Raw genomic sequence first — 15870 nt, 5'->3', positions numbered from 1 at the left:
CTTAGAAATTATTTAGACAATATCTCTTTTACTGCTTTTGCAATTACTTGTGACATTATTGGTGGAACAGCATTTCCCACTTGCGTATATTGCGCTGTGCGAGGTCCTTCGAATTTATAGTTATCTGGAAATCCTTGTATTCTCGCTGCTTCTCTTACAGTCAAGGAACGACATTGTTCAATATCCGGATGTATATTATAATGTCCATCTTTTGAAATATGAGCCACAACAGTATGTGGCAGACTATCCCACCAATGTACTTTAAATCTATCCAAAAAGGCCTTATCATTTTTATGTGTTTTTAAATAACTAGGTAAATGATTATACTTTAGTTGTTCACCAACGCTAGCTTTTTTTATTGCTATTCTATATATTTCTGCATCACGTTCTTTTAATGGTCGAGCCTTATGGTTTAAAACTCCAATACTCTCTTCTCTCATTGTCTCTTCATAACAAGAAAGCTTATGATTGTTATCAGTTTGACTATATTTCATTACTCCTAAATCTTGACCTTCATTTGGCTTCAATCGGGGTAAATCTGAAATTACATTTCTAGTACTCATCGAACTTTCCCAAGGAAACTTATATTTCGAAAAATTGGGATAAGTATATCCTAGACTTTTTTGAAAACCAAACAGCAATACCCTTTTTCTTCTTTGAGGTACTCCAAATTCCCCAAAGTCTATGATATTTTTTTTATCATCATCTTCTATTCCAGATAATACAGTGTATCCAATTTCATCAAAAGCTTTCTTAATTTCCTCGTATACTTTTCCCTTTTTAGCTGTTAAAATCCCCGGAACATTCTCAAAAATAAATGCTTTAGGGCTAAATTCTTGAACTATTCTTTTATAATACTGAAATAAATAATTCCGTGAATCTTTTTCTGCGTTTTCCTTCATCCTACTACGTCCTACTAAAGAATAAGCTTGGCAGGGTGGGCCCCCAATAATAAGATCTACTTCAGTTACATCGTTATAACGAAGAGAATCTCTTATTAATTCAATTACTTGATTAGATGATGTTGCAGTTGAATCATTTTGAGGATTTCCAAATTTTTTATTGAGAACCTCCCTCTCAATTTTATGTTTCAATTCTGGATAATAGCTGTATACTAACTCTCTATACTCATTTACTTTTCTATAATTAATAGATTCACGTAAATAGGTAAAATATAATTCTAAATCATTACGTTCTTTCAAAAAATGGTAAAACAGGCGCGTTTTTATCGTTTCACACGCCCACATTTCTTTCTCTACATGGGCCAAAATTTTAAATCCTTCTTTATGAAATCCTTCACTCAACCCTCCTGCTCCAGAAAATAAATCAATTACAATCATTTACAGTACTCCTCTACAATTTCTAAACTATTTTGATAAAATATTTATTAGCAATTAGTTGTTTAAATAAATTATCTATCTCTCTCACTTTTTCGCCTATAATAATTGTTCCAATCTCTACATTATTAACCATACCATTATAAGAGAGATTAGACGATGATACAAAAGCTTTTTGATTGTCGACAACAATTACTTTTGCATGTAATGAAGATAAAGATTCACTTTTTTGATATTTATACAACTCTAAATTAGTCAAATCTTTACGATTTTTAATAGTTTCCATATAACTCAAGTTTTTAGTATTATCATCAATAAAAAATTTAATATTTACTCCAGATAAGTTTTTATTTATTATAACACTAAAAATTTCATCAAAATACTCAGAAATTGCATATCCTGTGATTAAAATTTCTTTTTGAGCCCCGAGAATAATTTGACGTACAACACTAATTGTTTTTCTAAATCTGCTATCTATGTTAGCTGGAAGTGTTGCAACAAATTCCACAGACTCTTGTCTTTGTTCTTGCTCATAAATTTTAAATAGTAAGAGCAGTTCTAATAACTGCTCTTTACTAAGCTTATTTAATAATGTACTTGAATTTGTTAAATTTACATCAAGCTGATAGCCATTTATTTTGAGGTGCTCTGTATATTCTTCAACATTCATATCAGCATGTTTTTTCAATTCATTTTCAAGTACATTTTTTAAAACATATAAACGGGATATGTTTATTTGCTCCATTTCTATATCAACCCTTCAAAAAATGGAGCAAATTGACTATCAATAGTTTTTACAACTAATGACCGATCTAATAAACGATTTCCCACTTCACAAGATGTCTCAGAAACCATAGAGCAAGCAAAACATGCACACCCATTTAAGTGATTATCTTCGCATGGTTCTAAACTTGCACAATACGGATCACTAGAACAGAATGTTGCATCCTCTAAAGCTTTTAAAATCAATTCACGTAATTTTTTAATAGTACCCATTTCTACCAGACCACCTAAAGACCCTTCTTGATCTGTACTTCCTGTGTAAAGAAGAATTCCAGCCATATCTTCACCACAATATATTCTTTCTTTAATGGCTACAGAAGAATATCCTGATTGCAGTGACAACTGTTTAATTAATAAATGAGCAAATGTATGCAACATGACATATACTATATTCTTATTATCACGCAATTCCCAGCCTTTACTTTCTATCCATTTTGAATATAAAGTTGAAAATTTATCAGACCTATTAGATAAAACTTGATTATTTTTTATCCAACTTGCTATTGATTCTTTATTAAATTCGAGAAAAATGCCTTCACCATGAACTTCTACAGCAGGCAGCCAATTTTCATTACTATTTGATTCTAGCCAAACAATTTTTTGGGGTTCATTTACATCTGGTTCAGGACTATCATTTCTCATAAAACCCAATAGTACTAATATCTCTTTTAATCTATATGCTTTTATAATTTTTTTAAAGTATGGTTGTAAATCTATAGGAACCTTCTCTATCTCAGCTTGAAATACCCCTCCTAAATTTACTTTATCCTTAAAATTAGTAAATGTATGGTATTCAGCTTGTTTTATTTGATTATATTCCATTTCCTCATCGGGATTTTTTCTCTGTTGATACTTTTTAAATTTCTCCAAGAAAGCACCTGCATTAGAAAACCCTCTATTTTCCAAATGGTTCAATTCATAATACTTAATATACCATTGATCTCCCAGTGCACTTCCCAATACTTTTCTAAACTGCTCAATTTCATCATTTAAAGAAATGAATAACTCATTTAATTCTTCTCCTTTATCAGGAATTACAATAGCACTTCTCAACGCAGGGAAATAAACATTTGAAGCTCCTCTTTGCAGAGGAATAATAGCTGAAGCACAAGGTGATTTTTTATTTAATTTATGAGGGTGATTACCAGTACACTTAAATCTCTCAAAATAACTTTCTTGTGTAGCCCCTCTCATTGTCTTACGTTCCCCACACTCACATTGAACATATAGAGACTCCAAACTAGAATTTTTACCAGAACTCTTTAAATACAATTTGCCCCTACACTCTGTTTCTTTCCTATTATGTACCCACCATCTCCATGGAAAATCATCTAAATGATTTTCCTGACAAGATACAACAAAACGAGCTGGATAGGATTTCGTCGAACAATCAGGACAACTCGGTCCCTTACTTAAATAAGTACTCATTTTAAAGGTTTCTCTTATATCAAATAAATGAAAACATTTACTACACACATGATAATTTGGAAAAGGTATAGATGGCAAATCATAAGAACCGGTGGCAGGTATTTTTTTAAAATAATCCTTTTTTAAAAATTTAGCTAGCTTGTTATCATATATTTTTTCGTCACAGTTTTGCCAATACTTTATATCTAAAACCATAAGCGAATCATTTACTGAATCTATAATTGCTCCTGGTCCATATGTTGTGATAAGCTGTCCAGGTCTAACTTCTCCAACTTCCTTTTTCATCATGATTCCACCCTTCATAAATATACAACGAAGATGTTCCTTCAACTTGTCTCATTGAATCTAGTGTAGACTTCCCTCCATACTGTTTATCCTCTGAAAAACGAGCTAATATCCTATTTTTACTTTCAATACGCGCCTGTTTCTTATTGGGATAAAAATAATACTGTAAATCTTTTTCCAAGGTACTCTTTTCAATCCATTGATCTAAAAACTGATTCAAATCAACCATACTTTCTTCAACATTGCGAGGTTCTACAATCCTTATCCGATTCATAAGTACTTCTTTAAGATAACTTAAATCTACATCTTTAATGTTTCCCGCATCTTCATTTTTTGCTAATTCTATATTAGAAAGTCTTAATAAAGCCACGGCGATAGCATGTAGAACCCTATCTCTTGCCCTAGATGCATAAGGAGTTGCTGTTGTCCCTTCAACAAAATGATATAGACGTTGATGATACCCCTTGAAATTTTGATAATGAGACATATCACGAGGACGGTATGGGTTGTAAACCGTAACAACTAAGCCTGGTTTACTTCTCCCTACTCGACTTGATGACTGAATATACTCAGATGTTTGCTTAGGTTGTCCTGTTACTACCATTAATCCTAATCTGTCCACATCCATACCTACTGAAATCATATTCGTAGCTAATACAACATCTAATTCTTCATTTCCAACAGTTCTTTCCAATTGCTCTAATACTCTTGGAATTTGGCTTGATTGTACACGTGAAGTTAACTCTGGTTTACGGTTAATATACCTTGGCTTTGCATAAGAGTGTTTTTTTTGTAAAGTCTGAATTCTTTTCTTAATGTCATCATCTAATAACCTAACAGCTCCACCTAATTCTCGAACACTATTAAAATACCCAACTAATGTTCTATAAGGATCAACATACCGCGAGAGTTCCTTGTCCGCTAATAAATTCTCCGTTGTTTGTAATAAAACTGCATATACCCTTAATAATACTGTTTTCATAGAATTTCCAGATACACAAATACCTGTATATAGTCGGAATGGGAATTCATCAAGATTTCTTTCTTTTGCAAAGAAAGAATCTTCTACATCTAAACCCGATGGAGGAAATTGTTGGGTTACTTTCCTCCCAAATACTTTCTCTATTTGATTGGCTGCATTTTTTATCGTTGCTGTAGCTGCAATATACTTAGGTTTAAGTACTTTGCCTCCAACACTTACTGTACTTAATTCCTCTACTATAGTTTCATATCCCCCATAAATAGTTCCCAATGGTCCAGTTATCAAATGCAATTCATCTTGTATAATAAGTTCGGGGGGATAAAAAGGTTTAACTTGATGAACCATTGCATTGGGATTTTTATGAAAACGCTGGTGCTTTTCCCCTTCAGAAATAAAACCACATTTTTCACACAGTCTATTAACTCTCCCAAACAAAGATGCTGTTTTTTCCTCCCAAGGTAATCTAGCAAACTTATCAACAGTTGATATCACTACTGAAGGTAATTTTCTATAAATTTCTTCATCAATTAAATATACAGGGATATGATTATTCTTAAAAAAACATTCTTCATTTCTGCAATAAATCTGCACACCTATCTTTATAGATTTTGTATCCTCATTTGGTAGGAATTTATAGTGCAATTCTTTATTTCCACAACATGGACACTCAATTATTTGTTTTCTTATTTTATTATATTCATAAATTACTCTATCACTGCTTCTAAATTTTGAATCCTCAGTTAAATCCGATAATCTATTAGCAGTAACCTGTGCTCCCACCCAGAAACCTACTGAAAACTCTGATTTACCAAATATAGACTGTTTCTGACGTATATATTCACTTGCACATATCATACGCATCAAACGATCTCTTTGCTGAGTTGTTAACAAACGTAATGTATATCGTAACAAAATTGTAACTCCACCATCGCGTTCATAAGAATCAGTAGTTGAAGCAATAAGTCGTCTATAACCTAATAAAAATGCTGCAATTCCTAAATAGGCTTCAGTTTTTCCACCACCTGTTGGAAACCATAGTAAATCAACCAGTTCTCTATCTTTAGAAGCTGGATTAACAAGGCCTTCAATGTTAAGGAGTATAAATGCCAACTGAAAAGGACGCCAATTGAGACTATCCTTTGTTAATTCGCTCTCTAATGTCGTTGACGTTCTATTTTTAGCATAATTTTTCATCGCTATTTGCGTATGCATAACTTCATTCATAAACTTAAATGCTAAAAAAGCTTCATTATTACTTTCTAGAATTTCAATACCCGTTCTAATTCTTTCTATTACTCTACTACAATTCATTACAACATGCTTTGCGGATTGTTTGTCTTCCACATCCTTAGACGGTAACATATTAATCCAATTTTCATAACGGTTAGCTAAATTATTTAATTTTCCAACAACTTTTTCTCTTTGGACCTCTTCAGCAAATTTCTTAATTGAAAAATAGCTATTTGGCATTTCTCCATATTGTCTATCAAATGGCAATTCAGTACTCATACTTTCTACTTCATGAATAGGGATAAATTCCGAACGAATTTGTGCAGCATATTTTATATCATTATTATTCCAACTAACGGCACATCCGAATCCTTTAGCGAATATCGGCTTATTCCTATACAAAAATTCATTAAAATTATATGTATCCTTCCTCGCTTCATTCTCACATAAGAAAATCCGTTGACTTTCAGTGTGTTCTAAAATTAATTGACATTGAAACATTGCATTATTACTATTTTTATCAACTGTCTTATTTGTTAAAAAGACTGAGATTAATACTGCGTTTGTACCTTCAATTTCTTTTTTATTTACTATTAAAAAAACATTTCGAGAAATCTCTAAATCTATTTTATTTTCAAAAGCATTTATATATATTTGCTCCTCAAAACTTACAATGTCTCTAGTCCATATCGTTACTTCTCGCTGTTTTTCATTATCGAATTTCTTAGATGACGTATATTTTCCCCATCCACCTTTAACAAGAAAATGATTAGTATCTTTTTCTATATAAAACTTTACTCCCATTGAATTTTGTTGTTTAAATGTTTTTGTTTTAGGAAGAATTATCTCTTCTTTTACATTATTATTCTCAGTACCCTCATATTCTTCATCTAAATTATCAACTGAATAGACTTTTTCAAGCTCTTCTTCAAATATCTGTGTTTCAGATTCTAATGGATATAGGATGCCCGTAATATAAGCCTGTGATGGAGGTTCATAAATTATATCCTCTTTATTATGTTCGGGTCCGATTAAATCCCTTTTAAGGTCTTTAATTAAAATTTCCCTAACCATTTTGTATTTATTTCTTTCAGTATTAGTCATATTTTTCTCACTCCTTTTCCATAGATCCAAATATAAGTCCCATTTCTATAGGCTTAATTCTATATCCTCTATTCAATTCTATATTTTTCACTGTTTTAATTAATAATGATTCCTTTAATTGCTCCACAGATAAATTATAGTTCTCAATCATTGCTATTTCTTCATGATCAATTTTTTTATTTGAAAAATAAATAATCTTGTTAAGAATTCGTGAAGCCCGTCTTCTTTCAACTCTCACTTTTGACATAGCGTTATAGTAAATGTCCGTATTATTTATAAATTCCGGTATTTCTAGCGCCTTTCCTAACAAGATAATGTCTTCTTTATTTCTAGGTCCATAACTATATCCCGTACGCCAATTCCTCAAAATAGATTTAGTAGTTTTTTCCCAACCTATTGTTCTCATTTTCATATATAATTTCTCGTCAGTCATTCTAGATTCTAAAAATTTCTCTTCATACAATTCTCTCCACCGCTCAATAAGCATGTATAACTTTTTATTAATATCCATATTTTCAATTGAATGAATAAATATGTTATATATATCTTTACGGGCATCATTATCAATAAATAGGATTTCATCTTTTATACATAAATCTTTAAATCGCTTGCGTATAACACGTTTGTTCTTTTTATCAAGCACCTGTATTCGGCTGTTTTTAGTAAAAAATGCAAGGCTATTATCATTAAAATATACTAAAAAACCAGTAACTGCTTTCTTGCCCTTATACTCCCGAAATTCCCTTAATAAGTACGTTTCAGATTGGGTAACCTCCTCCATTAACTTAGATAATGTTTCATCCTGATTCACTTTTTTTTGTCTAACAAATCGATTTAATCTACTAAATAAATATATATATATATTTCCCACACTACCCTGTCTTATTTCAAAGTGTTTAAGTGCGTAATTTTCAACATCTATTACAGTTTTCAATTTATTTATAAGTAAGTTTATTTCAATATTATATAAATATACTCTCGCATTTTTATAATTACACTTTAATAACAGGCTTAAATCACTGAGATTTAAAGATGAATAGATAACTAAGCTATCACATGTAATAACCTTCATTTCATTAATAATATCATTTGCAAGCACAAAAAAAATACCATTATCTTCCATATCACTTAAAGAAACACCTATAGATATTGATAACATTTCTTTAAGTGCCAATTGCGCTATCTTATTAGGAGAAACTATACAAATACTCTTACCACAGCTATATTCCTTAAGTAAATAACCTTTTAACTGTTCCCATTTCGGACATACACTATCCAGTTTACACTTATACAGTATATCTTCAAGCATCTCTATAATTTGTTCAAAACTGTCATTTTCGTATCGGTAATCACTCTCTTTTAACTCTTGCATTATATCTCTAATTGTTTCTTCATAAGGTTGTAACTTAGCAATAAGGTCATATAAAGCTGCATTAACAGGCATTCTAATAAAAAGATATATTAATTTTGCTACTCCATGCACATCGTATTTTGAAAATCTTTGTTTTTTTAACACATCTAACAACTGTATAGCTCTTTCAATTTCACGTTCAAAATTACTAGAAACGTATTCTATTTCTACTGAATTAATACTCGATTTTCTAAACATTTCTTGTGATAATTGTTTAATATTACATGATTCTTGATAATTTATAGATTTTAATATATCCCCTACTAACAGGTATTGTTTTAAATTATAACGTTGTAAGTAAACAATGCGATCGTCTAAAGGAGAGTTAAAGAAAAACAAGGTACCTGTAGGGAAATTAGAAATGTTTTTTTTGATTCGTGAGCAATCAACAAATACATAATCATATTTAATACTGCGATCCTTTAATTTATCAATATTGTCTGTAATATTAAAGGTAGGTGGTTGACTATCCTTTCTACCAAGTAAATTTCTATTTCCCCTAGAAATTGTTTGCAGTGTATGGTATCCTGTCGCAACTGGATAAATGTAGTGTAAAGGGACTTCACTCGGAATCTCACCACTATAGTATTTATATAATAAATGTCTCCAATATACCCTTGCAAAATACGGATCATCAATATTACAAAAGCCCAAATGATGATGCAGCCTATTACATAACAAAAACAGTTCATTACTATTGACTGTGCAGTTTAAAAAAAATTCTTTCATATTATTTTTCTTAGTAATTATTAGTACTTCAAGCCTTTTTTCTGGCTGCTTGTTGTGCTTAAAATTAATAGTTTCTTCTTTATATAATGTTTGTAATAATAATGAAAAAAACATTTTTTCATTAGGGGTAAACACTAAATAATTCTCTCTTTTTTTTATTCCAGTAATTAATTCATTAATTATGGACATTTCCTCATTAAACAAATTAAAATCTATCGTATTACATTTCAAAAAACTTTTATCAGTTAATTGGATTTTTTTCAAATCCCTCTTCCTTCCTAAAATTTTTTTGTAACGTACAAATGTAAAAAAATACAAAGTGCATTTGATTTTATTGTATCATATTAAGATCAATGTCTTCTTTAGTTATATTTAGTTGATTTACTCCTTATTCTAATTCCTTCTATAGCAAAGTAATTACTGTAACAATATTTAAGTGACCATATTATTTTTTTATTCTCAAAGAGCTTTTTAAAAAACATTATAATACTTTGATAAAAAATTATTTAAATACATCTAGTATGTCAAATTTTAATTTAGATAAAGATTTATTTTATATGGTTTCTCCTTACCAGAGAAACCATATAAAAAGAGATAAAGCTTGGTATTATCCCCTATAGGTAGACAGTAAAAAAAGAGTCCATCTGATATGATGGACTCAATACTGTTTTATCTGGAGGGGATTTTTTTATGGCAAGAAAAGGACAATCATTTCAAAAATATACAGAAGAACTAAAGCGAGAAGCAGTTCGTCTTCGATTAGAAGAGAGAAAATCATTGCGAGAAATTCGTGAACAACTCGGTGTGAAGAGCGATGCCCAGATTATTGAGTGGGTAAAACGTGCGCAACAAGGGGAGTCCTTTGATGATCAACGTGGTGTCTGGAATCGAAAGAATTTTAATAGTCTAGAAGAAGAAAATGCTTATTTGAAGGCACAGGTTGAGTATTTAAAAAAGCGCAATCCAAATCTACACGGGAAGGAATGGTCCTAAAGAAAGAACGATTTTCTCTTATCGATTCATTACGCCAAGCCTATCCACTCCGATGGTTGCTTCAAATCGCGGAAGTTTCTAAGGCTGGCTACTATAAATGGCGGAAATATCATAACGTGCAGCGTTTACGTCAGAAAAGGGATATGTGGCATAAAGAACATATTTTATCTATTCATCGTCAGCACCCTTACTATGGGTATAAACGTATGACTCGTGCTTTGGCTCGAGAAGGAATGGTAATGAATCATAAACGTGTTCGTCGTCTTATGAGAGAGCTGGGTATTCAATCTATCATTCGAAAAAAACGTCCGTTTTATGGAAGAAAAACATCTGTGGTATTTAAAAATCATTTGAATCGAGAGTTTCAAGCTGAAAAGCAAAATCAAAAATTCGTAACAGATATTACTTATGTATGAATCGGAGAACAATTTGCCTATTTGTCGGCTGTGTTAGATTTATACAACAATGAAATTGTTGCCTGGAAGCTATCTTCAAGAAATGATTTAGATTTGTTTTTAACTACATTACGTCAATTAGAAGGGAAGTCATTAACTACTAAGCCCCTTTTCCATTCAGATCAAGGGTTTCAATATACATCTAAATCCTACGCAAAACAGTTAGAGAAATTAGGATTTGTCGGTAGTCATTCTAGACGTGGAAACTGTTTTGATAATGCGTGTATCGAATCATTCTTCTCACATTTAAAAACAGAGAAGTTGTATTTAGTGTGCCCAAAAACATATGAAATGGCCTACCGAGCAATTCAAGAATATATTCAATTTTATAATACAGAAAGATTCCAAGAAAAACTTCACGGCCTTTCCCCGATAGAATATCGGGAAAAGGCCGTGGCATAATACTCTTTTTATTACTGTCTACTTGACAGGGAGATGACCACCTTATTTTTAAATAAGAGTTCTTGCACAAAACCCTTGTGAGATTGATATATTTCTTCTAAGCGAAACATCTCAATTTTCATATTATCCACCACATAACTATTATCATCCTCTATTATCAAATCCAAATCAGCAGTATTTCCAATTAAAGAATTTATATCCACTTTCCTTTTCGGCTTAATATTAAAAACGGCATTCTTCTCAAAGCCATCTTCAAAAGGATATTGTATTTTTAATTTTTTAGCCTTTTTAAACCTACTATTACAAATAGTACACGCTGGTATACAATTTAATATCGCTCACGAATATAATTGGAAAGTACTTTTAGGATAAAAATGATATAAGTCACTTGTGGAACGTAAATCTTTCCCTACATTGTACGTCGTAATGTATTGTCTATTGCAATACAGACATACCTTTGCATCTATTGAAAAAAGCAGTTCGAAGGGTCTATCTTGTGTTTTAAAAATGAATAAGAAAATAATATACATATTAATATAGTAATTTTGAATAAAAATTCAAGAAAGCACCTTAACAATACAAGTACTAACTTTCGTATTGTTAAGGTGCTCATCAGCCAAAAAAAATCTTACTGAATTTTAAATTAATCATATTTTTATCCTGTTAGCCTTTTTTATATGATTTATTAGTTTATTTAAACATTCCTCCAACTCTGTATTTTCTTCTACAAGTTCCGCATTCCAATTATCAGCAACATAACGTGCAATTTGGACTTTACGCTCCACAATAATATTAACTACGTTTGTTTTTTCATTCTTACTTAAAGCTACTCTGATTGACTAGAATTCTCTTTGGTCATTCGAAAATTATTCTTCTTACTAACCCACAAACAAATCGGATGCCATACACTGGGCGCCCCACCTTCTTGTCCTCTTTTGACACATTTCATTGCAATCAACAATATTAACCTATAAATGCCGTTTATCATTACATAACTTATTATTAAATTAACTAATAAACTAACCGTGCTAACAACCATCTCCTTTTCAATTACTGGATAATATTTCTCCAGCGCTTGAAACAACGTATTTTCCACTAAAGGATGTATTAAATTATAGTCTTTTTGGGATAAAAAGGAGAAAATTATAATTATCCCTACTAATTTAAATTGTGATACCCGCTTAAATTTTGTTTCTCTTTTCACCCTTTCCCAATCATGCTTTAAAAGAATACTTCCTAAATATTTTAACTGCTCTTGATAAGATAAATAATTTTCCTCACTACCAACTTTCATGCATTCATATATATTGTCCATACAATTTATTATTTTGATGTCCTCTACATCATTAGGGTTCAACCTTAATCTAATAAAAGTTCTACATTTATCTACAGTAGCTAAATCTTTCGTTGTACAAATATCGACTAATTTATCTCTAATTTCATTTCTCCATTTTTGTCGTTCTTCAATGATGTATTTTACCTGATGATTCTTTTCATTAAAAAATTTAGTGTATAGCATTGTAATTACAGCGCTCAGTACTGTTGATCCTATAATTGCAGTTAGTATTTTCTCCATAACCTGATTCCCCTCCAAGTCTATATTATAACGAAATTTAGACTTTCTAAATAATATATTAATTCTATTAAGTGATTATTCATGTCCACTCTTTATATACTAAGATTACCGAATGGATTAACTTTAAATTTAAAACTTGCTATTTTTCATCCAAAGTTTGATAAATAAAATCACTTTCTCTAAGATGTTAATTATACAATCTAATTACCCTTATTAGTTTCATTTAAACCAATTATACTATCACAATAATCCCAAAGGACACTAAATCTAACTAAGATGAGTTATGAGAAATAGAATTAAATATCACGAATATCGTATCTCACTTATAAATCTAAAAGCCTCCTTAAAGAAATTTAATACTATGTCTAGATTCCTAAAAAGGAGCACCTTCTTCCAATACTTTTATACAAAAATATATTTAAACACAAAAAAATTAATATTTATGGTAAAATCTGTTATAAAAAACACGATTCCTCATAAATAAAAATAAAGGGAGCCGTTACCACGAATATATTCACAACCTCTTCGAATCACCTTCTTTAGCCAAGATAAACGTAAACAAACATATTATTCACAGTATCAAAGGAAATTTTTATGGCTTTAATTCAGTTGTATTTTTAATATAGGTAAAAATATAGAAATCTAGTTTTTCCGAATTTGAACAGTGCGAACGCTTTTTTATGTGTGCCGTTGCAATAAAAGCTGGTGATAATTCGTCTTCATACCACCTCGTTCTCACCGTCTCATATAAATTTACACAGTAAATTTTGTTCAACACGATACCTATGCTTCGTATCTCGGTTAAGCTACTTATTAATCTCTAGTGCTAACAATACTTTTAAAATCTCTTCACATTTTCTTAATAAATTCAGATTGTGTTAGCTAATCATTGGATTCTTTAATATACGAAATGCAATAGCATCTTTAATTTCATTACGGGGTTCATCTTCCACAACTATATCAGCCAATGACATTTGATTACCCATATATTGTAGCAATTCGTATATATCACTAGATTGTATAATGTTTGAATCCGTAACATTCACACCGCAGCAACGAATGCTCTTCCCTAAAACCTCATCAAGTAAAACGCGCTTTTCAGCTTGTCTAAATAAAAAAATTTGAAAACCTATCACTTAAACCAAATTTCTCACTGCCTTTAACTACCGTCCTTCCTTACGGAAATTGAAAATATTCTGCTTTATGGTACGGATTAACCTATAGTATTTTTCACAAAGTTCCACATGATCACTTCTTTCAGCCTCTTCAAAGAATTCGCATCTTCTTATAGCTTCGTCTATACCAGCCACCAGCATTGCGACTTCATCATGTAACAAATGGTACTTTTCATAAAGAATAGGTCGAACTTCTTTTTGATATACAGTAAAATCAAATTCTTCAGGTGCTCCACCATTATCAATTATTACGTTATTTTCTCCATTAACCTTAAGGATACGATTATAAATTTCTAAAGTTTCTTTTAAATCATTTCTTTTTTCTTTCATTTCATCTCGTTTTATTTGTAATTCTAATAAATCTTTTTGAACTTTCTTATTTCCTTTCTGAGTCAACCAGACTGCTGTTAATGTAGCAATCCCTGTGGCAATAGAAGCAAAAAGAGGCATAAATTCTTTCATAAAAACACTTCCTCATTATTTAATATTTATATTGTAATATAACTAATGAAATATAAAACTATTTTTCTATCTATAAATTTCATCAAGTAATTCATCCATGCCTTCTTCATTTATGCTATCCATAACCATCATCGTTTCTTTATGAGCGCATAAAAAAGAAACAAATTCATCAATCTTTTTTTGGACTGTGGCTTACTTGGGGCTTTCATCCCATTGATATTTGTTACAACTACAACATTAAGAGCACAATAAACAAGGGATTATCGGTCATTATACGTTTTTCATAAATTAGTATTTTTGAATCTTCCATCATCGCATTCACAACATTTAGAAACTGATTTACAGAGATACATTTTAAATCAATATTTTCCTGTTTTTTTAATTAACTTCTGTGACATTGCTGGATCATAGTTTATTTGTTGTACATCATACTAATTTAAGCATTCCACAATATAATCCATAACTTGGTCTTGGTTTATCATCTTGCTATCACAAAAGTAACAAAACCACGTTCAATTATATAAACACCACCTCTAAGGCATAATAAAAAGGATAGCAATTTGAACTATCCTTTTTATTATAAATTCTTTTCGATTTCTTCATATTCAGTTCTTGAATATGTATCAAGGGCCTCATCTATATTTATCTTTATCTCAACTAATTCGTTGATATCTTTTAAATTAAATACTAATAATTGATTTAATGCTATTTCAGATGCTAAATTCAAACTCTGTGATGTATGTAGATATAATTTGGAAGATAATTTATTAAGATGCATATCCAATTTATTAATTAGAGGATCTGTCTTTGAAATCATCCTACTATTTGGATTTAATTTCACATTTCTCTTATTTAGAAAAGCATTTATTAATGATAGTAAAGCCGCTCCTTCCTCTCTTAAATCCTTTAGCTCTTGTAGCCTTAAATTTACTAGTGTAGTAGATTTTCTGTTTTTCTTCGCTTGCATTGATGTAACAGCAAGAGAAACAAGAGATGAAATAAATGCTAGTAAAGAAGCAATAGCCGCTATACTTGCCCATTGAAAAACACCAGTTTTGTCAAAAAAAATATCATGCCACATAATCTAACCTCCAATATTTTGATAATTAATTATATCAAAATATATTATTATATTCATATTTAATTTTAGCTCTCCACTTTGCACGGTATTTATCCAATTCACTAACTTTAGCTATTGGTTTCTGTAGCTCTTCATCTTTTGTGACAGAAGTACCACCGGTGCCAATCTTACCTAGCTTAGATTTATTAGTGAGTCCTAACAAATCTATTACCTTAGTTTTCTTATCAGGCCAAGTTTCTACTTGCTAAGCCAATGGATGCTATAAATTATTTGTAGCATCAACTTTATTTTTATGCCGCTGCGTAGCTGGGAGCCCCATTTCTTTCCATTCAATGTACATAGTTTGATAGATTCAAAAATGTCCGTGTAGGATTCAATTAATGGATCTAAAGTAAGAGTGTAAATATCTGCGTCACGCATGATTTTTAATATTTGAT

8 protein-coding genes and 3 pseudogenes are annotated in these 15870 nt (G+C 30.7%); 1 reads left to right on the top strand and 10 read right to left on the bottom strand.

Annotated features, from left to right (window positions below; translation table 11 throughout):
• Positions 1 to 8: 8 nt before the first annotated feature.
• Genes MHB52_RS29955 through drmE form a run of 5 tightly spaced genes read right to left on the bottom strand, consistent with a single transcriptional unit; the run spans position 9 to position 9553 of the window.
• Entirely contained in the window at positions 9 to 1340 is a 1332-nt protein-coding gene (locus MHB52_RS29955) for a DNA cytosine methyltransferase (RefSeq protein ID WP_061664700.1), read from the bottom strand.
• A 22-nt stretch (positions 1341 to 1362) separates the two neighbouring features.
• Positions 1363 to 2082, bottom strand: a complete 720-nt coding sequence (locus MHB52_RS29950; protein ID WP_061664699.1) for a phospholipase D-like domain-containing protein — start codon at positions 2080 to 2082, stop codon at positions 1363 to 1365.
• Positions 2083 to 2084: 2 nt separating this feature from the next.
• Entirely contained in the window at positions 2085 to 3833 is a 1749-nt protein-coding gene (gene drmB, locus MHB52_RS29945) for a DUF1998 domain-containing protein (RefSeq protein ID WP_061664697.1), read from the bottom strand.
• A complete protein-coding gene (gene drmA, locus MHB52_RS29940; RefSeq protein WP_061664695.1) occupies positions 3808 to 7149 on the bottom strand; it encodes a DISARM system helicase DrmA in 3342 nt (1113 codons plus the stop codon). Before drmA ends, drmB begins: the two co-directional genes overlap by 26 nt.
• 7 nt (positions 7150 to 7156) lie before the next feature.
• Complete coding sequence (gene drmE / locus MHB52_RS29935; protein ID WP_061664694.1) at positions 7157 to 9553, bottom strand: DISARM system-associated protein DrmE; 2397 nt, start codon at positions 9551 to 9553, stop codon at positions 7157 to 7159.
• A gap of 426 nt (positions 9554 to 9979) precedes the next feature.
• Here drmE and MHB52_RS29930 point away from each other — a divergent pair.
• A pseudogene (locus tag MHB52_RS29930) lies at positions 9980 to 11139 on the top strand (IS3-like element ISBth8 family transposase).
• 826 nt (positions 11140 to 11965) lie between these two features.
• On the opposite strand, the gene MHB52_RS29925 reads toward MHB52_RS29930, so the two are convergent.
• The 5 genes and pseudogenes from MHB52_RS29925 to MHB52_RS29905 all read right to left on the bottom strand — a co-directional run bounded on the left by MHB52_RS29925 (position 11966) and on the right by MHB52_RS29905 (position 15433).
• Positions 11966 to 12715 carry a hypothetical protein gene (locus tag MHB52_RS29925; protein WP_061663560.1) on the bottom strand — a complete coding sequence of 250 codons (750 nt, stop codon included), beginning with the start codon at positions 12713 to 12715 and terminating at the stop codon, positions 11966 to 11968.
• 852 nt (positions 12716 to 13567) lie between these two features.
• Positions 13568 to 13858, bottom strand: a pseudogene (locus MHB52_RS29920) (phage portal protein); the annotation flags it as partial.
• A 20-nt stretch (positions 13859 to 13878) separates the two neighbouring features.
• The gene (locus tag MHB52_RS29915; RefSeq protein ID WP_340768413.1) at positions 13879 to 14352 is read right to left on the bottom strand and encodes a hypothetical protein; all 474 of its coding nucleotides are present in this window, start codon (positions 14350 to 14352) and stop codon (positions 13879 to 13881) included.
• 66 nt (positions 14353 to 14418) lie between these two features.
• Positions 14419 to 14872 (bottom strand): annotated as a pseudogene (locus MHB52_RS29910) (terminase TerL endonuclease subunit); the annotation flags it as partial.
• 57 nt (positions 14873 to 14929) lie between these two features.
• Positions 14930 to 15433, bottom strand: coding sequence for a hypothetical protein (locus MHB52_RS29905; protein ID WP_340768411.1), 504 nt, complete (start codon positions 15431 to 15433; stop codon positions 14930 to 14932).
• Positions 15434 to 15870: the final 437 nt, after the last annotated feature.

Origin of the sequence: Bacillus sp. FSL K6-0073 (assembly GCF_038006085.1) — a bacterium.
GTDB lineage: Bacteria > Bacillota > Bacilli > Bacillales > Bacillaceae_G > Bacillus_A > Bacillus_A cereus.
Note: the sequence above shows the minus strand (reverse complement) of the source record. Positions and strands in the feature narration are given on the sequence as shown.